Annotated in this window: 17 protein-coding genes and 1 riboswitch; of the genes, 10 read left to right on the plus strand and 7 right to left on the minus strand. The window is 68.7% G+C overall.

What is annotated here, in order from left to right; all coding sequences use genetic code 11:
- Positions 1 to 39 precede the first annotated feature (39 nt).
- Together HD592_RS09150 and HD592_RS09155 are read left to right on the plus strand one after the other, a co-directional pair.
- Positions 40 to 588: a 2'-5' RNA ligase family protein gene (locus HD592_RS09150; RefSeq protein WP_154476403.1), complete on the plus strand. Its 549-nt coding sequence runs from the start codon at positions 40 to 42 to the stop codon at positions 586 to 588.
- A gap of 79 nt (positions 589 to 667) precedes the next feature.
- On the plus strand, positions 668 to 1,774 hold the full coding sequence (locus tag HD592_RS09155; protein ID WP_184453553.1) for a YhjD/YihY/BrkB family envelope integrity protein: 1,107 nt from the start codon (positions 668 to 670) through the stop codon (positions 1,772 to 1,774).
- Between the two features lie 4 nt (positions 1,775 to 1,778).
- On the opposite strand, the gene HD592_RS09160 is transcribed toward HD592_RS09155, so the two are convergent.
- From HD592_RS09160 to glyA, 6 genes are all read right to left on the minus strand, one after another.
- Positions 1,779 to 2,576, minus strand: coding sequence for an exodeoxyribonuclease III (locus tag HD592_RS09160; RefSeq protein WP_184453555.1), 798 nt, complete (start codon positions 2,574 to 2,576; stop codon positions 1,779 to 1,781).
- Positions 2,573 to 3,490, minus strand: a complete 918-nt coding sequence (argB, locus tag HD592_RS09165) for an acetylglutamate kinase (RefSeq protein WP_184453557.1) — start codon at positions 3,488 to 3,490, stop codon at positions 2,573 to 2,575. Before argB ends, HD592_RS09160 begins: the two co-directional genes overlap by 4 nt.
- 89 nt (positions 3,491 to 3,579) lie before the next feature.
- On the minus strand, positions 3,580 to 4,578 hold the full coding sequence (gene argF / locus HD592_RS09170; RefSeq protein WP_184453559.1) for an ornithine carbamoyltransferase: 999 nt from the start codon (positions 4,576 to 4,578) through the stop codon (positions 3,580 to 3,582).
- A gap of 82 nt (positions 4,579 to 4,660) precedes the next feature.
- A complete protein-coding gene (locus HD592_RS09175) occupies positions 4,661 to 5,890 on the minus strand; it encodes an arginine deiminase (protein WP_184453561.1) in 1,230 nt (409 codons plus the stop codon).
- A 67-nt stretch (positions 5,891 to 5,957) separates the two neighbouring features.
- Positions 5,958 to 6,854, minus strand: coding sequence for a bifunctional methylenetetrahydrofolate dehydrogenase/methenyltetrahydrofolate cyclohydrolase (locus tag HD592_RS09180; protein WP_184453563.1), 897 nt, complete (start codon positions 6,852 to 6,854; stop codon positions 5,958 to 5,960).
- Positions 6,851 to 8,143 (minus strand): serine hydroxymethyltransferase, encoded by a 1,293-nt coding sequence (gene glyA / locus HD592_RS09185; protein ID WP_221437871.1) that lies wholly within the window; start codon positions 8,141 to 8,143, stop codon positions 6,851 to 6,853. The genes HD592_RS09180 and glyA overlap by 4 nt, the downstream gene beginning before the upstream one ends.
- Positions 8,144 to 8,183: 40 nt before the next feature.
- Positions 8,184 to 8,267, minus strand: a riboswitch (ZMP/ZTP riboswitch).
- Positions 8,268 to 8,450: 183 nt separating this feature from the next.
- On the opposite strand from glyA, the gene HD592_RS09190 reads away from it, so the two are divergent.
- Complete coding sequence (locus tag HD592_RS09190; protein WP_184453566.1) at positions 8,451 to 9,425, plus strand: cation diffusion facilitator family transporter; 975 nt, start codon at positions 8,451 to 8,453, stop codon at positions 9,423 to 9,425.
- 76 nt (positions 9,426 to 9,501) lie between these two features.
- On the opposite strand, the gene purU is transcribed toward HD592_RS09190, so the two are convergent.
- Positions 9,502 to 10,368: a formyltetrahydrofolate deformylase gene (purU, locus tag HD592_RS09195; protein WP_184453568.1), complete on the minus strand. Its 867-nt coding sequence runs from the start codon at positions 10,366 to 10,368 to the stop codon at positions 9,502 to 9,504.
- 254 nt (positions 10,369 to 10,622) lie between these two features.
- On the opposite strand from purU, the gene HD592_RS09200 reads away from it, so the two are divergent.
- The 7 genes from HD592_RS09200 to HD592_RS09230 all read left to right on the plus strand — a co-directional run bounded on the left by HD592_RS09200 (position 10,623) and on the right by HD592_RS09230 (position 19,760).
- Entirely contained in the window at positions 10,623 to 12,311 is a 1,689-nt protein-coding gene (locus HD592_RS09200; protein ID WP_184453570.1) for an alpha/beta fold hydrolase, read from the plus strand.
- A gap of 77 nt (positions 12,312 to 12,388) precedes the next feature.
- Positions 12,389 to 13,972 carry an alpha/beta fold hydrolase gene (locus HD592_RS09205; RefSeq protein WP_246430141.1) on the plus strand — a complete coding sequence of 528 codons (1,584 nt, stop codon included), beginning with the start codon at positions 12,389 to 12,391 and terminating at the stop codon, positions 13,970 to 13,972.
- Positions 13,973 to 14,242: 270 nt separating this feature from the next.
- On the plus strand, positions 14,243 to 14,719 hold the full coding sequence (locus HD592_RS09210; RefSeq protein ID WP_184453574.1) for a ribose-5-phosphate isomerase: 477 nt from the start codon (positions 14,243 to 14,245) through the stop codon (positions 14,717 to 14,719).
- Positions 14,720 to 14,850: 131 nt separating this feature from the next.
- Positions 14,851 to 15,813: a DUF7973 family transport facilitator gene (locus tag HD592_RS09215; protein ID WP_184453576.1), complete on the plus strand. Its 963-nt coding sequence runs from the start codon at positions 14,851 to 14,853 to the stop codon at positions 15,811 to 15,813.
- A 106-nt stretch (positions 15,814 to 15,919) separates the two neighbouring features.
- Positions 15,920 to 16,729, plus strand: a complete 810-nt coding sequence (locus HD592_RS09220) for an HAD-IIA family hydrolase (protein ID WP_184454608.1) — start codon at positions 15,920 to 15,922, stop codon at positions 16,727 to 16,729.
- Between the two features lie 85 nt (positions 16,730 to 16,814).
- Positions 16,815 to 18,377: an FGGY-family carbohydrate kinase gene (locus HD592_RS09225; RefSeq protein WP_184453577.1), complete on the plus strand. Its 1,563-nt coding sequence runs from the start codon at positions 16,815 to 16,817 to the stop codon at positions 18,375 to 18,377.
- 21 nt (positions 18,378 to 18,398) lie between these two features.
- Positions 18,399 to 19,760 carry a sn-glycerol-1-phosphate dehydrogenase gene (locus tag HD592_RS09230; RefSeq protein WP_184453579.1) on the plus strand — a complete coding sequence of 454 codons (1,362 nt, stop codon included), beginning with the start codon at positions 18,399 to 18,401 and terminating at the stop codon, positions 19,758 to 19,760.
- Positions 19,761 to 19,816 lie beyond the last annotated feature (56 nt).

Here is a 19,816-nt window from a genome sequence, read left to right on the forward strand (position 1 = left end):
AGCGCGGGCCGGACCCAACCGGCCGACCCGAAGGCGAGTATGTTCCTCCCGCAGCGTTCCCCCGATCAGGACTGGCTCGGAGTCGTCATCGCCATCCCCGAACCCTGGGTCACCCAGCTCACCGATCTGCGACTCGGCCTCGGCGACCTTCAAGGATCCCGGGTCCCCGCGCACATCACGATCCTGCCGCCGACGCCCTTCCCGACCGAGAAGCGCGCAGAAGTGATCCGTCACCTCCGCGAGGTCGCGAAGCACCACCGCCCCTTCCGCATCACCCTCAGGGGGAGCGACTCCTTCCGCCCCCTCTCCCAGGTCGCCTTCCTCACGCTCGCCGAGGGCGGCCCCGAATGCACGGATCTCGCCGAGGACATCCGCACGGGCCCCCTCGACGTGCCCCAGCGCTTCCCCTATCACCCGCACGTCACCCTCGCCCAGGACGTCGACGACCCCGCCCTCGACCTCGCCCTCGACGTCGGCGACACCTTCGAGGCGACCTGGCTCGTCCCCGGGTTCCGCCTCGACCGGGTCGACGCGAACGAGATGTATTCGACGATGGCGCTCTTCGACTTCGAAGCCGCGTCGGTATGAGCCCGCGCCAACGGCCCCGCAGCGCCGCTCCCCCGGCGTTGAACGGGCGCGCGCAGGCGAGCGCCGATACCGTGGAACCATGAACGCCGCTCATTCCCCTCGACCCTCCCCCTCGCTGAAGGCCGCCCTTCAGGCGCCGGGCCTCGCGGCGAAGGGCGCGGCGCTCGGCGAATGGTGGAACCGGACGCGGATCGCCAGGGCCCTCGCGCGCTACAACGGCGCCAACGGCCCGCTCCTGTCCTCGGGGATGGCGCTCACCTCGCTCCTGTCACTGACCGCGGCCCTCACCGTGGCCGTGACGGCCTTCATGGCCGTGCTCGGCGGGAACGAGACGATGCGGGAGGCCCTCTTCTCGGGAATCGCCCAGACGATCCCGAACCTCTTGAAGACGGACGAGGACCCCTCGGGCCTCATCGATCCCGAGTCGCTCGTCATGAGCGGGGCCGTGTCCGCAACCGGCATGATCGCCCTGGCGGTCATGGCGTGGAGCGCGGTGAGCGTGGTCGGCCAGTTCGGCGCATCGATCCGCGCGATGTTCGCCATCCGGGTCGTCCCCTCCCATCCGCTCGTCCTGATCGCGCGCAACGCCCTCGGCGCCCTCGCCCTCGGCCTCTCCCTCGTTCTCGGCGCGGGGCTCGGCGTCGCCGTGGACATGACGGGCGAGGCCCTCCCGGGCCTTCTCGGCCTCGATTCCTCCGGGGTCCCCCTCGCACTCCTCGACGCCCTGAGCACCCTCCTGGCGCTCCTCGTGTACGCGCTCGTCTCCTGGGTGCTCATCGGCGTCGTCGCCCAGGTCCGGGTGCCGATGCGGCGACTCATGCCGGGAGTCGTCCTCATCGCGCTCGCCTCGGTCGTCCTCCGCATCGCGGGAACGAGCGTCGTCGGCGCCGCGAAGGGCCCTTTGCTCGCCACGGCGGCGACGCTCATCACCCTCGTCCTGTGGATCAACCTGCAAGTCCGCGCAGTCCTCCTCATCTGCGCGTGGATCGCCGATCCCCCGGCGCCCGAGAAACCGGCCTCGGCGCGCGCGACCCACTTCCTCGAAACCCCGAACTACGTCACGCGATCCGTCCCCGCGACGCTCGCCTGGCAGTACGACCCCGTGAGCGGCGAGGTCCGTCCCGACCCGCCCGATGACGCCGACGTTCCCGATGACGCCGAGGGGCGGGCGCCCTCGCAGCCCTGAGGCCTCAGGCGTAGACGACGCTCACGGGAGCATGATCGGAGAATCGCGCGTCGTAGGACACCGCCCTCGCGATCGAGAACCCCCGCGCGCGCTCGGCGAGCCCGGGCGTCGCGAACTGGTAGTCGATCCGCCAGCCCGTGTCGTTGTCGAAGGCCTTGCCCCGCTGCGACCACCACGAATACGGGCCCTGGACCTCGCCCGCGAGATCGCGGACGACATCGCGCCACCCGGAGGCGATCCACTCGTCGAGGAAGGCGATCTCCTCGTCGAGGACGCCCGCCCGCTTGTTGTGATTCGGCGTCCAGTTCTTGATGTCGATCCGTGAGCGCACGATGTTGAAATCACCGGCCACGACGACGTCCTCGCCGCTCGCCAGGAGCTCGGACAGGCGCGCCCCGATCCTCGGCAGGTGCGCCATCTTCGCCTCCTGCTTCGGCGTGTCCTTCTCACCCGAATGGAAGTAGGCGGAGACCACCCGCATGCGCCCGCCCTCGGCCTCGACGACGGCCTCCACCCAGCGCCCCGAATCCGCATCCGTCTCGATGCCGTCGAGGACCTCACGGGTTTCGAGGACGAGGGCGCGCCCCCTGCGGACGGCGACGAGGACGCCCGCACGGCCCTTGATGCGGCACGGGACCGATACGGTCTGCCACTCCTCGCCGAGCAGATCGGAGGCGATCCCGGCATCGGCCCGCACCTCCTGCATGAGGACCACATCGGGGTCCTCCGAGCTCAGCCACTCGTGCATGCCCTTGCGGGCCGCGGCTCGGATGCCGTTGACGTTGACGGTCGAGATCTTCACTCCGCCTCCTCCTTCTCATCGGGAACGACCATCGTGCCCGTGCCCTCGTCGGTCATCACCTCGATGAGGACCGAATGCGGGGCGCGGCCGTCGACGACGTGGACCGCCCCGACCCCGCCCTCGATGGCCTCGAGGCACGCCCGCACCTTCGGGATCATCCCCGAGGAGACCGCCTCCCCTAGGGCGCGCAGCCGCGAGGCGGTCGTCAGCCGGATGAGGGAATCCGGATCCGGGTAGTCCGCGTAGACGCCCTCGACATCGGTGAGCATGAGGAGCTTCGAGGCCTTGAGGGCGACCGCCATCGCCGATGCCGCGGCGTCGGCGTTGATGTTGAGGACGCGGCTCGGTTCGTCCTCGTCGATCGCGATCGAGGAGACCACGGGGATGCGCCCCGCCTCGAGGAGCTCGAGGACCGCGCCCGGATCGACGCCCGAAATGTCCCCGACCAGCCCGAAATCGACCTCGTCGCCCGCAGCGTCGACCCCGCGGCGCCTCTTCGCCTTGAAGAGCGCGCCGTCCTCGCCGGAGATGCCCACCGCGAGATTGTCCCGGCTGTTGAGGCGCGAGACGAGGCGCCGCTGCACCTGCCCGGTGAGGACCATGCGGACGATCTCCATCGCCTCCGGAGTCGTCACGCGCACGCCCTCCCTGAAGGGGGTCTCGATCCCGAGTCTCGACAGCATCGCGCTCACCTGCGGCCCGCCGCCGTGGACGACGACGGGGAACAATCCGACGTGCTGGAGGAACTGGACGTCCGAGGCGAAGGCCTCCTGCGCATCCGGATCCGTCATCGCGTGACCGCCGTACTTGATGACGATGATCTGCCCGCGGAACTCCCGCATCCACGTGAGGGCCTCGCCGAGGACGTGCGCACGCTGCGCATCGGTGAGGTCCGGGCCGTCGTGCTCGGTCATGACGTGACTCTCCTTCATCTGCCCGGAGGGCGGTGTTCAACGGCCGGCCCCGCCCCCTCGGGAGGGCCGGCCCCGCCCTCGTGCGCGGTTCAGTCGCCGAGGGTGGCGACCATGACCGCCTTGATCGTGTGCATCCGGTTCTCCGCCTGGTCGAAGACGATCGACGCCGGGCCTTCGAAGACCTCGTCCGTCACCTCGAGCTCGGCAAGACCGGTCGCTTGGAAGATCTGCTCGCCGACCGTCGTGTTGCGGTCGTGGAAGGCGGGCAGGCAGTGCATGAACTTCGCGCCCGGAGCGGCCTTGGCCATGAGGGCGGCGTTCACCTGATAGGGCTTGAGCAGGGCGATCCGCTCGTCCCACACCTCCTTCGGCTCTCCCATCGACACCCAGATGTCGGTGTGGACGAAGTCCACGCCGGCCACGCCCTCGTCGATCGACTCGGTGAGGGCGATCCGGGCGCCGGTCTCCTTCGCGATCGCCTCGGCAGCCTCGACGACCTCGCCGGAGGGCCACAGCTGCTTCGGGGCGACGATGCGGACGTCCGCGCCGATGAGGGCGCCGTTGACGAGGAGCGAGCGCCCGGTGTTGAAGCGCGCATCGCCCACGTAGGCGAAGGAGACCTCGCTCAGGGGCTTGCCCGCGTGCTCGCGCATCGTGAGCGCATCGCAGAGCATCTGAGTGGGGTGCCAGTCATCGGTGAGGCCGTTCCACACGGGCACTCCCGACAGCTCCGCCAAGAGCTCGACCTTCGACTGGTCGTCGCCGCGGTATTCAATGCCGTCGAAGAAACGCCCGAGGACGCGCGCGGTGTCCGCGACGGACTCCTTGTGCCCGATCTGGGAGCCGGAGGGGTCCAGGTACGTCGTGTGCGCGCCCTGGTCGAAGGCTGCCACCTCGAAGGAGCAGCGGGTCCTCGTCGAGGTCTTCTCGAAGACGAGGGCGATGTTCTTGCCCTTGAGGCGCTGCACCTCGGTGCCGTTCCGCTTCGCGGCCTTGAGCTCGGCGGCGAGGTCGATGAGGGAGAGCCACTCCGCGGGGGTGAAGTCGATCTCGCGGAGGAGGTGGCGTCCGTGCAGGGGGTGCGTCATGAGCGGGTGTCTCCTATCGGGGCCCGGGAAGGGCCCGTCGGCTTTCGGATGCGGTGGCTTCGAGGATCAGTCTGCGCGGTCCTCAGTGCCGGGACAAGCTATCGCGGTTGATCGGGCAGGTCATGCAGTGCGCGCCGCCGCGCCCCCGCCCGAGCTCATTACCCGGAATGGTCACGACCTCGAAGCCCTGGGCGGCGAAGAAGTCGTTCGAGGCCGCATTGCGCTCGTACGCCATGACGACCCCGGGTTCGAGGGCGAGCAGGTTCGAACCGTCGTTCCACTGCTCGCGCTCGGCGGTGAGCGAATCCGCGGGCACGGTGAGGATTCGGATCTCATCGACGCCGAGCGCCGCGGCGAAGACCGACTCCATCTCCTCCGCCTCATGGACCGTGATCTCGAGGGCGCCTCCCGAGCCCGGGCGGATCACCTGCGTGCGCACGCGTCCGAGCCTCGCGTAAGCGGTGAAGGTGCGCTCATCGAGCATCGTGAGAATCGTGTCGAGATGCATCTGGGCGCGCTTCTTCGCGATCTGGAGGACGATGATCTCCCTGGCCGCCCCCTGCGCGAAGAGCCGCTGGGCGAGTCTTTCGACGCCCTGAGGGGTCGTGCGCTCCGAGGCGCCGACGATGAGCGCGCCATTGCCGACATTGAGGATGTCGCCGCCCTCGATCGTCGCCGAACCGTCGAGGGTCCCGTGCTTCCAGAAGGGGATCTCCTTCGAGGCGAAGCGCGGGTGGAGGCGGTAGACGATCTCCTGATTGATAGTCTCGCGGCGACGGGCGGCCTTGCGCATCGACGAGACGGCGACGCCGCCGGCGATCCACGAGGAGGTGTCCCGCGTGAACAGATGGTTCGGAAGGGGCGCGAGGATGAAGTCGTCGAGGTCCATGCCCGAGATCCACGTCGAGGCCGGTTCGGGCGCGCGCTCGAGGAGCTCGCGCTTCGTCAGCCCGGCGATGAGAACCTCGGCGAGGTCGCGGGGGGCGAGGGAGGCGCCGAAGTCCCGAAGGGCGTCGAGGGCGGCGGGGCCGACGGTCCGCTCGGTGAAGACCAGCTCGAGGGATTCCTCACGGCCTCCCGGTTGGGCGAGCGCCTCGGCGAGGAGATCGGCGAAATACAGCACCTCGATGCCGCGGGCGCGCATGAGCGAGGTCATCGCATCGTGCTCCGCCTGGGCGCGCTCCAACCAGATGAGGTCGTCGAAGAGCAGCTCGCCCATATTCGAGGGCGTGAGCCTGTTCATCTCCTTGCCCGGCCTGTGGGTGAGCACGGAGACGAGGCGCCCGACCTCGGAATCGACGTGCGGCAGCATGAATGGACTTCCCTTCTCATCGGCGCGAGCGGGCGCGGGGGCGGGCCCTGGGCCCGCCCCCGCAGCACTACTCGGCGGCGCGTTCTGCGGCCTCGACGACATTCATGACGAGCAGGGCGCGCGTCATCGGCCCCACGCCCTTCGGATTGGGCGAGAGCCAGGAGGCGACCTCGTCGACTCCGTCGGCGACGTCCCCGAAGAGGCGCGACTTGCCCTCCTCGGCGAGGACCCGGGAGACGCCGACGTCGAGGACGACGGCTCCGGGCTTGACCATGTCCCTAGTGATGAGGCCGACCGATCCCGCGGCCGCCACGACGACGTCCGCACGGGACACGTGATCGGCGAGGTCGGCGGTGCCCGTGTGGCAGATGGTGACCGTCGCGTTGATCTCACGGCGCATGAGCAGCAGTCCGATGGATCGGCCGACGGTGACGCCGCGGCCGACGACGCACACGTCCTTGCCTGCGAGGTCGATCCCGTGACGGGTCATGAGTTCGATGACGGCCCGGGGCGTGCAGGGCAGCGGCGAGTCGATCGGTCCGGAGGCGCGCAGGACGAGGCGGCCGAGGTTCGTCGGGTGGAGGCCGTCGGCGTCCTTGGCCGGATCGATCCGCTCGAGCACCGCGTTCTGATCGATCCCCTTGGGCAGGGGGAGCTGCACGATGTAGCCCGTGCAGGCCGGGTCGGCGTTGAGCCTGTCGACGGCGGCCTCGATCTCCTCCTGGGTCGCCGTCTCGGGCAGGTCGACGCGGATCGAGGCGATGCCGACCTCGGCGCAATCCCGGTGCTTGCCCGCCACGTAGGCGACCGAGCCCGGGTCCTGGCCGACGAGGATCGTCCCCAGACCGGGAACGATACCGCGTTCGCGCAGGACGGCCACCCGTTCGGCGAGCTCGGCCTTGATCGCGGCCGCGGTCGCCGAACCGTCGAGGACCTTCGCGGGCCCCTCCCAAGGCGCCCTCATTCGCCGATTCCCGCGTAGAGCGGATGGGCGTCGGTGAGGGCCTTCACGCGGGCGCGCAGCCCCTCGACGTCGACGGACGCGCCGGAGGCGCCCTGGACGAGGGTCGTGCCGATGATGTCGGCGACCTCGGCGAAGTCCTTCGCGTCGAAACCGCGCGTGGCCAGCGCAGGGGTACCGATCCGCAGGCCCGAGGTGATCTTCGGGGGGCGCGGGTCGAAGGGCACCGCGTTCCGGTTGACGGTGATTCCGACCTCGTGGAGGAGGTCCTCGGCCTGCTGGCCGTCGAGGACGGAATCCACGAGATCGACCAGGACGAGGTGGACATCGGTTCCGCCGGTGACGAGCTTGACGCCCGCGGCCTTCGCGTCGTCCGCTCCGAGGCGCTCGGCGAGGATCTGCGCGCCCTCGAGGGTACGGCGCTGGCGGTCCTTGAACTCCTCGGTCTGCGCGACCTTCATCGCGATTGCCTTGGCGGCGATCGCGTGCATGAGAGGACCGCCCTGCTGGCCGGGGAAGACCGCGGAGTTGATCTTCTTGCCCCACTGCTCGCCGCGCGAAGACAGGATCATGCCCGAACGCGGCCCCCCGAGGGTCTTGTGAACGGTCGTGGTGACCACATCGGCGTGGGGGACGGGGCTCGGATGGAGGCCGGCTGCCACCAGGCCCGCGAAATGGGCCATGTCGACCCACAGGGCGGCTCCGACCTCGTCGGCGATCTCGCGGAAGGCCGAGAAGTCGAGGTGGCGCGGGTAGGCGGACCAGCCCGCGATGATGACCTTCGGACGTTCTCGCAGCGCCGCTTCGCGGACCTGCTCGGGCTCGATCCGCATCGTCTCGCGGTCGACCTCGTAGGCGACGGCCCTGTAGTTCTTCCCCGAGAAGTTGATCTTCATGCCGTGGGTGAGGTGACCGCCGTGGGCGAGCGAGAGGCCGAGGATCGCGTCACCGACGTTCGCCATCGCCATGAGCGCCGCGGCGTTCGCCTGCGCGCCGGCGTGGGGCTGGACGTTCACGTAGTCCGCGCCTTCGAAGACCTTCTTCGCGCGCTCGATCGCGAGGGACTCGGCGACGTCGACGAACTCGCAGCCGCCGTAGTAGCGGTGGCCGGGGTAGCCCTCCGCGTACTTGTTCGTCAGCACCGATCCTTGCGCCTCGAGCACCGCGCGGGGGACGAAGTTCTCCGAGGCGATCATCTCGAGCGTCGTCCGCTGACGCTCGAGCTCCTGATCGAGGACCGCCCTGATCTCCGGATCGAGCTCGGCAAGGGTCATGTCATTGAGGGAATCCATTGGTTCTCCTGTTTCTCCGAACCGCCGATTTCTCGGTCGACATCTGGGCCCAGGCGGGCGGCCTCGATGCCAGTTCATCGCTCCCCGGTGGTTTCCCACCTGTTCGCCAGTCACGACTCCCCCACCCTAGCGCGCCGGATCGCCCGCGCGCATCGGGGACCACGCCCCTTCGGGCGCCTCATGTCCCGCAACGGGGCCCGACTGCTTGCTCCACAGGCGTTTTCGAAGGGATTTCTCCGAAAGATCAGCGTGAAGCAAGCACCGGGACGCGAAGAGGTCTGGACTGCACGTGAGCGGAGGGGTATACATGGATGAAGGAAATACCCCCCAGGGGTACAAGGAGGATGATTCTCAGATGCACGCGCACGACCACGGCCGCACCCGCCCCCTGCCCGACTCGGCGTCGATTCGCCTGCGCCTGAACATCGCCGTCGCCGTTACGGGCACCGTTCTCGTCGCCGAACTCATCGCCGCGCTCATCTCAGGCTCCCTCTCACTCGCAGCGGACGCCGGACACATGGCCGTCGACTCGACCGGATTGGCGGTCGCCCTCATCGCCTCGCGCCTCGCGACGAAGCCGCGCACCGACGAACGATCATGGGGATTCGCAAGGGCGGAGGTCCTCGCAGGCGGACTGCAGGCCGGAATGCTCATGGTGCTCACCGCCGTGATCGTCGTCGAAGCCCTCTCGCGCCTCGCCGCGCCGCCCTCGATGGAGCCCCTGCCGGTACTCGTCGTCGGCATCATCGGCCTGGTCGCGAACGCCGCGTCATTCGCCGTCCTCGCAGGAGGCCGCAACGACAACCTCAATATCCGCGCGGCCTTCCTCGAGGTCACCGCCGACGCACTCGGATCCTTCGCAGTCATCCTCGCCGCCATCGTCACTCTCACGACCGGATGGGGCGGAGCCGACGCCCTCGCCTCACTCGCGATCGCGGCATTCATGGCGCCGCGCGCCCTCAGCCTCCTGCGCGCCTCGGCGAGGATCCTCCTCGAAACCGCACCGGAAGGGCTCGACACCACGCGGCTGCGCGCGCACCTCGAAGCGATGCCGGGCGTCGAGGACGTCCACGACCTTCACGTCTCGACGATCTCAACCGGAATCGTCACGCTCACCGCGCACCTGAAAGTCTCCGCCGAGCTCGATGCGCGCGGCCGGGACGCCCTGGTCGCCCTCGTCCGCGAATGCGCGGCGACGCACTTCCCGGTCGCCATCGGGCACACGACGATCGAAGTCGACTCCGCGTCCGAGAACTGCGCGGATGCGCTCGTTCACCCGTGAACGACGCCGCAGGGGCCGCCACTCGCCTCCCGACGGGGCGAAGCTGAGGCTTCTTCGCGGGAGCGGGGCCGGGGCGTCAGCGGGAGAAGACGACGGTCCTGGAGCCGTCCATGAGGACGCGGCGCTCGACGTGCCAGCGGACCGCCTGGGCGAGGACCCGGCGCTCGACGTCCTGGCCCAGGGCCACCATGTCCGGCGTCGAATCGGCGTGCGTCACCCGGGTGACGTCCTGCTCGATGATCGGCCCCTCATCGAGATCGGCCGTCACGTAGTGTGCGGTCGCGCCGATGAGCTTCACGCCGCGATCGTGGGCCTGCGCATAGGGGCGCGCGCCCTTGAACGACGGAAGGAAGGAGTGGTGGATGTTGATGATCCGACCCGACATCTCCTCGCACACCTTGTCCGAAAGGATCTGCATGTAACGGGCGAGGACGACGAGCTCGACCTTCTCGGAGCGGATGAGGGCGAGCAGCTCCTCCTCCGCCTTCGCCTTCGTCTCCTTCGTCACCGGGATGTTGAGGAAGGGCACGCCGTAGAACTGCGCGACGGGCGCCAGATCCGGATGGTTGCCGACCACGGCGACGACCTCGATCGGCAGGCCCTGCGAGCGCTGACGGTACAGGAGATCAGTGAGGCAGTGGCCCTCGCGCGACACCATGATGATCGTCCGCAGCGGACGCCCCAGGGCATCGAGGGACCACGTCGCCCCGAAACGCTCCGCAACCCGCTTCAGCCCGTCCTCGACCGGGCCCCGCCCGACCGGAGAATCCACCTCGACGCGCATGAAGAAGAGGCCCGAATCGGGATCCCCGAACTGCTGCGACTGGATGATGTTGCCCTCGACCTCGCCGATGACGCCGGACACGGCATGCACGATGCCCGGCTGGTCGGGGCACGACAGGGTGAGGATGAACTTCGAATCGCGAGGAGCTGCGTCAATCATGGGGACAGAGTAGCGCACCCGGGAACCCCCGCATTTTCCCCTTAGGGAACATCACTGAGAGCCCCAGAAGCGCGCGATTCCGCCGCTTTCATCGTCCAGGGAACATTCAGGAAGCATTGAGAGCGTGAGCCCATCGGCGCCCGGGGCGCACACCCCGCCCCTTCCCGGCCCGCGCCCTCGGCGATCCGCCGAAGGCAAGCCCTGACCGCATCACGTGATCAACGGACACGATCACACAGCAAGGAGATCCCTCAGTGACCCGACCGACCACCGGCCGCTCCACCTGGCGCCGACCTCTCGCTCTCACCAGCGCAGCCCTCGCGGCCCTCGCCCTGACCGCGTGCTCGCCCTCGACCGTCTTCAAGGGGGCCGGCGAGAATCCGGGGCCCCGCGTCGCCTCGGACGTCTCCCTCACCTCGGCATGGCAGCAATCCACCTACACCGACCTCTACAAGCAGAAGATCGCATGGCGCCCCTGCACCGAAGAAGACGGACTCACCGCCACGGGCCTCGAGGCCGCCAAGGAGCAGGGCATCACCGCCGAGAACTTCGACTGCGCCCGAGTGCAGGCCCCGATGAACTGGGCCGATCCCGAAGATGAACGGACCACCGAACTGGCCGTCATGAGGCTGCGTTCCAAGGCCTCGGATGCGGCAGCGGGCTCGGAGAACGGCAAGGGCGGCAAGCCCCTCTTCATCAACCCCGGCGGCCCCGGCCTCACCGCGTCCTCGCTCGCCCTCGACCTGGCGAAGCAGGCCACCTTCGGCACCGTCCTCAAGGAGTACGACGTCTACGCCGTCGACCCGCGCGGCGTCGGAGCCTCGAGCCCCCTGGGCTGCCAGTCCTCCTCGACAATCCCCGCGCGCCGCCTCTCCGAATGCATCGCGAAGAACCCCCTCACCCGCTACATGGGCACCTCCCAAGTCGCCCGCGACATGGAGATGATGCGCTCCCTCACCGGCGCCGAGCGCTTCGACTACCTCGGCTACTCCTACGGAACGGTCCTCGGCTCGACCTACGCCACGCTCTTCCCCGGCAACGCCGGGCGCATGGTCCTCGACTCCGCCCTCGCGGGCGACTGGGCGCACCTGACCACGGGCTTCGACCAGCAGGTCGCCCTCTCCGCAGAGATCGACGCCATGATCGCGACCACCTGCGCTGACGGGACCACCTGCCCCTTCACCGACACCGAGGGCCTGCTCGCCCTGCGCGATTCCCTCGACGCCTCCCCCTGGAAGGGGAGCGACGGCGCCGAGCTCTCCGGCGGCATGCTCGTCCAGTTCCTCGTCGACACGCTCTACAAGTCCCCGGCCGAACGCGCCCAGCGCCTCTCCGTCGTGAAGAAGGCAGCCGGAGGGGCCCAGGCGGACATCGACGAACTCCTCATCCTCGCCGGTATCAGCTCCTCCCCCGCCGACAAGCCGGCGGACGGCGGCCAGTCCGGTGCCGACGGCGCCCAGTCGGGCGCCCCGGAAGCCCCCTCCGGTCCCCTCTTCGACCCCACCGGTGAGGTCATCACCTGCCACTCCGCAATGAAGACCCCCGACGTCGCCGGCCTCGTCGAACACATGAAGAAGACCGGCGTGCCCGCGCTCATCGGCGGCCCCGAAGTCAACGACAAGACCATCGGCGACTTCGTCGACCTGCGCTGCGCGGTCCTCCCCGAGGTCGGAACCGACATCAACACGAGCTTCCACGCGCCCAACACGAAGACCCCGATCCTCGTCATCGGGACGAAGGGCGACCACGCGACGCCCTACGCCTTCTCGGAGCGCCTCGTCGAACAGCTCGGCAACGCCCGTCTGCTCACCTTCGACGCGCACGGGCACGGACTCTCCTTCGGCGGACGCTCCCCGCTCCTCGACCGGACGGTCGCCGACTACCTGGTGAACGGCACTCTTCCCGCCGAAGGCACCACCATCGCCGACGGAGCCGATCAGTGACCCCGGGCAGGACCTCCGGCAAACGCACCCCGCTTCATCTCGACCTCAGCGAAAAGGAGACCCCTTCCGTGACCGCAATGACGACCGGCCGCGCCTCCTGGCGCAAGCCCCTCGCCCTCACCAGTGCGATGCTCGCCGTGATCGGCCTCGCCGCCTGCTCGCCTGCCGCCCCGACCCGGGACTCGAGCGCTCAATCCGGAGCGCCCCTCGCCTCGGACACCACCCTGGACGGCGCATGGCAGCAGCGGACCTACAAGAGCATCTACGAGCAGAAGATCGACTGGCACCCCTGCGCGTCCGAGGACGGACTGGACGACCAGGTCTCCCCGGTCCTCGAAGAGGCCAAGGTCGACGTCTCGGCTTACGAATGCGGCACCGTGAAGGCGCCGATGGACTGGACGAACCCCTCCGACACGAGGACGATCGACCTCGCCGTCGTGAGGATCCCCTCCACCGGCGATCCCGATAAGGCGATCCCGCTCTTCATGAATCCGGGCGGCCCCGGCGCCAGCGGCGTCCAGCAGGCGATGGCCATGCCTGCGACCCCGGCCTACGCCAAGGTCATGGAGACCCATGAGACCTGGGGCTTCGACCCCCGGGGCGTCGGACGCTCGACCCCGGTCTCCTGCCCCTCCGAGTCCGAGCTCGGCGCCGTGCAGCTCGCTGAATGCGCCAAGGCGAACCCGGTCGCCCACTACATGGGCACCTCCTACGTCGCCCGCGACATGGAGCTCCTCCGAGTCCTCTCGGGCGCGCCGCGCCTCGACTACCTCGGCTACTCCTACGGGACGATGCTCGGCGCGACCTACGCGACCCTCTTCCCCTCGACCGCCGGACGCATGATCCTCGACTCCGCCGAGAACGCGAAGTGGGGAAGCATCGAGCACAACTACGACCAGCAGGTCGCCGTCGCAAAGGCGGCCGGCGCCCTGGCCGACTCCTGCACGAAGATGACCACCCTGGAGGGCGCGCCCGTCACCTGTCCCTTCACCTCCGAACGGGAGATGCTCGACTACAAGAAGTCCCTCGACGAGACGCCGCTCAAGGCGAGCGACGGCACGGAGATCACCGGCTCGGTGCTCCGCGACTTCCTCACGAGCGCCCTCTACAACTTCCCCGAGGCCCAGGCCTCCTCCCTCGATCTCCTCGGCAAGGCCAAGTCCGGCGACCAGCAGGCGATCGACGAGCTCTCCGCGCAGATCGCGAGCGGCGGCGCCGAGATCGACACCGCCGGCCAGCTCACCGTCTGCCCCTCCACGCCGAAGACGCCCGACGTCGCCGGCCTCATCGAGCACATCAAGAAGGTGGGCGTCCCCGAGTTCATCGGCGGCCCCGAGCTCACCGACGAGGTGATCTCCGAGTACACGAAGTTCGAGTGCGCGTCGCTGCCCGAGACCGGCACGGACTTCACGGACACCTTCGACGCCTCCAAGGTGAAGAACCCGCTCCTCGTCATCGGCATCACCGGCGACCACGCCACCCCCTTCCAGCACGGCAAGGAACTCGCCGAGCAGCTCGGCAAAGCCTCCTTCCTCACCCTCGAGGGGACCGGCCACGGAGCCTCCTTCTCCGACCGTTCGAGCTGCGTCGACGCGGCAGCCGTCGACTACCTCAACACCGGCGCCCTGCCGGAGGAGGGCACCGTCTGCCAGGCCGGATGACGCCCGCAACGGCCTGACACCAGAGGCGGCCGCGAACCTTTCGGTTCGCGGCCGCCTCGTCATTCGCGCTCCCGGCGGTGACCGGGGGCGCGCTCAGTGCGAGCGCGCACATGCGTCACGAACATGATGCGCGCAACATTCGTGCACCCAGACGCCCCTCGCACCTGGGTGCATTTTCAGCGGCGGACTCCCCGGCCTCGGCACGATGACGTCATCGAAATCATCGGAGCCCGATCGAGAAAGGCCCCGATTCGGAGCAAGGAGGCAGCAGTGGGACTGAGAATCGTCGTCGCCGCGGATTCCGCCGGAATCGAGTACAAGGAAGTCCTCAAGAAGGACCTCGAAGCCGATCCCCGAGTCGATGAGGTCATCGACGCCGGCCTCGCCCCGGGCGAGGAGGTCGACTACCCCCACGTCGCCGTCAAGGCCGCGCGCCTCATCGCCAACGGAAGGGCCGACCGCGGGCTCTTCGTCTGCGGCACCGGTATGGGCGTCGCGATGGCGGCGAACAAGGTCCCCGGCATCCGCGCCTCCGTCGCGCACGACTCCTTCTCCGTCGAACGCCTCATCAAATCGAACAACGCTCAGGTCCTCACCTTCGGCGAACGCGTGATCGGCCTCGAACTCGCGCGCCGGCTCGCGAAGGAATGGCTCGGCCACACCTTCGACGAGACCTCGGCCTCCGCACCGAAGGTCGCCGCCCTCGAAGCCTACGATGCCGATCCGGCGTACGAACCGGCGATCTGACCCAGAACACGGGGTCGCCCGTTTGCGAGCGCGGGCGGCCCCAGCGCCCCTCCGGGGGCGAGGCTCGCACGATCCCCTCCGGCCCCAACTCACCGTCGAGACGGGCCCCGTTTCTCTTCAAGGACGAAGACATGACACCTGATGCAGTTGCGACCTTCGCGTCCAATTTCGACCTCTTCTGGCTCATTCTCGCCGCCGCCGGCGGAGTGTTCGGCACAATGATCGGCGCGAACTACGCATTCTCCTTCACAGGCGTGACGATCCTCCTCGGATTCGGCGTCGCCGCAGCCACCGGCAATACGATGGTCCTCGATTACATCTCCTTCGGCCCGGCCTTCGGCCCGCACATCGCCTTCGCCGGCGGCGTCGCGGCCGCCGCCTACGCGGCGAAGAAGGGCTACCTTACGTCGGGCGGCAAGGACGTCAACAGCCCGCTCGCCGGCCTCGGCAGAGCGGATGTCCTCCTCATCGGCGCGCTCTTCGGCGTCGGGGGCTACCTCTTCCAGCGGCTCGTCACCCACATCCCGTGGTTCGGCTCCCACACCGACTCAATCGCCTTCACCGTCGTCTGCTCCGGCGTCCTCGTCCGCATCCTCTTCGGACGCACCGGCGTGCTCCACTCGATCACCAAGCCCGAGGGCACCACCCGCTGGCTCGACTGGCAGGAGACCCCCGGCCAGCTCCTCACCGTGTCCGCCTCCTCCGGCCTCTTCGCCGCCGGCATCGCGACCATGCTCGTCGGCTACATCGCACCCCTCTCAGCGAATCCCGAGGCCATCATCGCGAACGCTCAGGTGATCCCCTTCGCGATCTCGGCCCTGTGCATCTTCTTCGTCGCAGGCGGCCTGAAGTTCCCGGTCACCCACCACATGACGATCTCCGCGGGCCTCGCCGCCGTCCTCTTCTTCAACGCGACCGGCTCCGGCTTCCTCGCAATCAGCGTCGGCACCGCGTTCGGCATCCTCGCGGGCTTCGCGGGCGAGTACTTCGCGCGGCTCGCCTACGCCCACGGCGACACGCACATCGACCCACCGGCCGGCGTCATCTGGCTCATGAATACCCTCGCGGTCTCCAGCGCGGCGCTCATCGCCTGACGCGGAATCCGCGGCACCGCACGGCACGAGAAAGGAACGGACGGTGGAAACAGCAGCCGAACTCACTGCATGGCCCGAACGCCTGTACGAAGCCTACGTTTTCGACATGGACGGCACGATCTACTTGGGGGACCGCCTCCTCCCAGGAGCGAAGAGGCTCATCGAGGAGCTCCGCCGCCGCGGCATCCCCGTCCGTTTCCTCTCGAACAATCCGACGAAGGACCCCGAGCAGTACGTCGCCAAACTCGCCGGGCTCGGCCTGCCGACCCCGGTCGAGGAAATCGCGAACACCGTCGTCACGACGACCCGCTGGCTCCTCGAGAACAAGCCGGGCCTCACCGTCTTCCCGATCTCTGAAGAACCCCTCAAGCGGACCTTCGCGAAGGCGGGGATCCGGATGAGCGAGAACCCCGAGGAGATCGACGTCGTCGTCGCCTCCTACGACCGGACCTTCGACTACCGCAAACTCCAGATCGCCTTCGACGCCATCTGGTTCCACAAGCGGGCCGTCCTCATCGCGACGAACCCCGACCGTTTCTGCCCCTTCCCCGGGGGCCGCGGCGAACCCGACTGCGCCTCGATCATCGCCGCGATCGAGGCCTGCACGAACACGAAGTGCGAAATGGTCGTCGGCAAGCCCGACCCCGTCATGCTCTCCGCCGCACTCGGCGACCTCGACGTCGATCCGGCGAACTGCGTGATGGTCGGCGACCGCATCATGACCGACATCCAAATGGCGGTGAACACGGGCATGCACTCCGCAATGCCCCTCACCGGCGAATCCACCCTCGCCGAGGCGCTCGACCTCGACGACGAGCACCGCCCCGACCACGTCCTCGACCGAATCGACCGGCTCATCCCGCGCGCCATGTGGGACGAGATCGGCTGGAGCGAGGACAACGACCCCATCGTCTGACCCGCGGGGACGGCGCCGACCCATGACGCTCGGCCGCCCGCACCGCCAGTACCGCCCCTGAGCGGCCAGAAAGGAAGAGACCGAAATGGTTGCACCCGGATACGAAGGCCCCTTCGTCATCGGCTTCGATTACGGCACCGAGTCGTGCCGCGCGGCGATCTTCGACCTCGCCGGCCACCCGATCGCCTTCGCCGCGACCCCCTACAAGACCTACCACCCGCGCCCCGGCCAAGCGGAGCAGAACCCGAGCGACTGGTGGAACGCCCTCGTCGCCTCGACCCGCAAGGTCCTCGACGAGACCGGCATCCCCGCCCGTCACATCGCCGGCATCTCCTACGACGCGACGACGATGACCGTCGTCGCGATGGACGAGAACGGGCGCGAGCTGCGCAACGCGATCATGTGGATGGACGTCCGCGCGACAGAGCAATCGTCCCGCGCCGAAACCATCGCCCACTGGGCGCGCCTGTACAACGGCGGCGGCACGATGCCTGCCACCGCCGAGTGGTACCCCTTCAAGGCCGCCTGGCTCAAGGAGAACGAGCCGGAGACCTACAAGCGGGCCCACCGCCTCGTCGACGCCCCCGAATGGCTCACCTACAAGCTCACCGGCGAGTGGACCCTCAACATCAACTCCGCCGCACTGCGCATGTACTACAACCGCGACAAGGGCGGCTGGCCCGTCGAGTTCTACGAGCACATCGGCTGCGGCGACGTCTTCGAGAAGATCCCCGAGAAGGTCTGCGACCTCGGCGTCCCGATCGGCGGCCTCTCCGTCTCCGCCGCCCAGGAGCTCGGGCTGCTCCCCGGCACCCCGGTCGCCCAGGGCTGCGCGGACGCGTGGGCCGGCCAGATCGGCCTCGGCGTCGTTTCCCCGGGCAAGACCGCCGTCATCACCGGCTCCTCCCACGTCATCACCGGCCAGTCCGGCAGCCCCCTCCACGGCGAGGGCTTCTTCGGCGGCTACACCGACGGAGTCATCCCCGGTCAGTACACCTGCGAGGGCGGCCTCGTCTCCTCCGGCTCAGTCCTCAAATGGTTCAAGGACAATTTCTGCAGAGACATCACCGGCGCCGCCGAGCGCCTCGGCATGAACCCCTACAAGATCCTCGACGAACGCGTCGCCGACATTCCCGTCGGCTCGAACGGCCTCATCATCAACGAGTACTTCCAGGGCAACCGGACGCCCTACACCGATTCCAAGGCGCGCGGCATCATGTGGGGCCTCACCCTCGGCACAACACCCGAGCAGGTCTACCACGCGATCGAGGAGGCGGTCTGCTACGGCACCGCGCACGTCCTCAAGGCCTTCAAGGACGCCGGATTCGCCTCGACCGAGCTCGTCGCCTGCGGCGGCGCCACGAAGTCGCGGGACTGGATGCAGATGCACGCCGACGTCACCGGCCTGCCCGTCACCCTCACTGAGGTCGGCGACGCGGTCGTCCTCGGCTCGTGCATGCTCGCCGCCGTCGGCTCGGGCCAGTACCAGTCGATCCAGGACGCGGCCCGCAACATGGTCCGCGAGACCGCTCGCATCGAGCCCCGGCCCGAGGTTCACGAGGAATACCAGTTCTACCTCGAAAAGTACATGGAGACCTACCCGCGGATGCAGGAGCTCTCCCACCAGATGGTCGATCACCTCGCGTGACCGACCGGAAAGAGTAACGACATGTCTCAGGAATTGATCGAGCAGGCGCTGAAGACGGCGACGGACACGAAGGACATCCTCTTCGGCGCCGACGTCCTCGGCCGCACCGGTGAGCTCTTCGCCCGCGTCTTCCCCGGCGCCCGCGTGCTCGTCGTCGCCGACGGCAACACCTTCGCCGCCGCCGGGGAGGAGGTCGTCGCCTCCCTCGCGGCGGCCGGAGTCGAAGCGGCGGAGGAGCCCTACGTCTTCCCCGGCACCCCGACCCTCTACGCCGGATACGAGAACGTCGAGATCCTCCGCGAGCACATCCGCCCCCTCGAGAACACCGTCGTGTGCTCGATCGCCTCGGGAACGCTCAACGACATCGCGAAGCTCGCCTCGGGCGAACTCGGACGCGAGTACATGAACGTGTGCACCGCCCCCTCCGTCGACGGCTACGCGTCCTTCGGAGCCTCGATCTCGCGCGACGGCTTCAAGATCACCCGCGACTGCCCGGCACCGGCCGCCCTCGTCGCCGATCTCCGCGTCATCGCCGCCTCTCCGAAGCGCCTCATCGCGACCGGCTACGGCGACCTCATCGAGAAAATCCCCGCCGGCGCGGACTGGATCCTCGCCGACGAGCTCGGCATCGAAGCGATCGACGACTACGTGTGGTCCCTCGTCCAGGGCCCGCTCCGCGACGCACTCGCAGACCCCGAGCGGATCGGCGAGGGCGATGTCGAAGCGATCACCGGGCTCGCCGAGGGCAACATCATGTCGGGACTCGCAATGCAGGCCGCCCAATCCTCGCGCCCCGCCTCGGGCGCCGGGCACCAGTTCTCCCACGTGTGGGAGATGGAGGGCCACGGCCTCGACTGGGAGCCCCCGCTCTCTCACGGCATGAAGGTCGGCGTCGGCACGGTCGCCTCCTGCGCGATCTGGGAGGAGGCCCTGAAGATCGACGTCGGGGCGATCGACGTCGAAGCGGTCGTCGTCGCGGCCCCGAGCGACGAGGAGGTCGAGGCGAAGGTCCGCTCGCTCATGATCCCGCGGATCGCGGACGAGGCCGTCAAGCACACCGTGTTCAAGAACCTTCAGGGCGATGAGCTGCGCGCCCGCCTCGCCGATCTCAAACGCGTGTGGCCGCGTCTTGTCGAGCGGGTCCGCCCGCAGCTCATTGCGCCGGAGAAAGCCGCCGAACGCCTCGAGAAGGTGGGCGCCCCCTCCCACCCGGAGATGATCGGCATCGATATGGATCGCTTCCGCGAGACCCACGTCAAGGCCCAGATGATCCGGTCGCGCTACACGATCCTCGACGCCCTCGTCGACATGGGCCTGTTCGACGAGGTCATCGCCAGGCTCTTCTCCCCGGACGGCTACTGGGGCCGTCACCCCGGCGTCTGACCCCGCAGCTCTCGTGATTCCCGGCCCCGTCTCATCGAGGCGGGGCCGGATCCCCG

The sequence above is a fragment of the Schaalia hyovaginalis genome, assembly GCF_014208035.1.
In the GTDB taxonomy this organism is placed as follows: domain Bacteria; phylum Actinomycetota; class Actinomycetes; order Actinomycetales; family Actinomycetaceae; genus Pauljensenia; species Pauljensenia hyovaginalis.

Excerpts from the sequence above, each read along its gene's own strand:
- HD592_RS09225 (WP_184453577.1), top strand. The coding sequence starts at position 16,815 with ATGGTTGCACCCGGATACGAAGGCCCCTTCGTCATCGGCTTCGATTAC.
- glyA (WP_221437871.1), bottom strand. The coding sequence starts at position 8,143 with ATGGATTCCCTCAATGACATGACCCTTGCCGAGCTCGATCCGGAGATC.
- argB (WP_184453557.1), bottom strand. The coding sequence starts at position 3,490 with ATGACCGAGCACGACGGCCCGGACCTCACCGATGCGCAGCGTGCGCAC.
- purU (WP_184453568.1), bottom strand. The coding sequence starts at position 10,368 with ATGATTGACGCAGCTCCTCGCGATTCGAAGTTCATCCTCACCCTGTCG.
- HD592_RS09180 (WP_184453563.1), bottom strand. The coding sequence starts at position 6,854 with ATGAGGGCGCCTTGGGAGGGGCCCGCGAAGGTCCTCGACGGTTCGGCG.
- HD592_RS09220 (WP_184454608.1), top strand. The coding sequence starts at position 15,920 with ATGGACGGCACGATCTACTTGGGGGACCGCCTCCTCCCAGGAGCGAAG.
- HD592_RS09205 (WP_246430141.1), top strand. The coding sequence starts at position 12,389 with ATGACGACCGGCCGCGCCTCCTGGCGCAAGCCCCTCGCCCTCACCAGT.
- HD592_RS09155 (WP_184453553.1), top strand. The coding sequence starts at position 668 with ATGAACGCCGCTCATTCCCCTCGACCCTCCCCCTCGCTGAAGGCCGCC.
- HD592_RS09230 (WP_184453579.1), top strand. The coding sequence starts at position 18,399 with ATGTCTCAGGAATTGATCGAGCAGGCGCTGAAGACGGCGACGGACACG.
- HD592_RS09150 (WP_154476403.1), top strand. The coding sequence starts at position 40 with ATGTTCCTCCCGCAGCGTTCCCCCGATCAGGACTGGCTCGGAGTCGTC.
- argF (WP_184453559.1), bottom strand. The coding sequence starts at position 4,578 with ATGACGCACCCCCTGCACGGACGCCACCTCCTCCGCGAGATCGACTTC.
- HD592_RS09175 (WP_184453561.1), bottom strand. The coding sequence starts at position 5,890 with ATGCTGCCGCACGTCGATTCCGAGGTCGGGCGCCTCGTCTCCGTGCTC.
- HD592_RS09215 (WP_184453576.1), top strand. The coding sequence starts at position 14,851 with ATGACACCTGATGCAGTTGCGACCTTCGCGTCCAATTTCGACCTCTTC.
- HD592_RS09190 (WP_184453566.1), top strand. The coding sequence starts at position 8,451 with ATGGATGAAGGAAATACCCCCCAGGGGTACAAGGAGGATGATTCTCAG.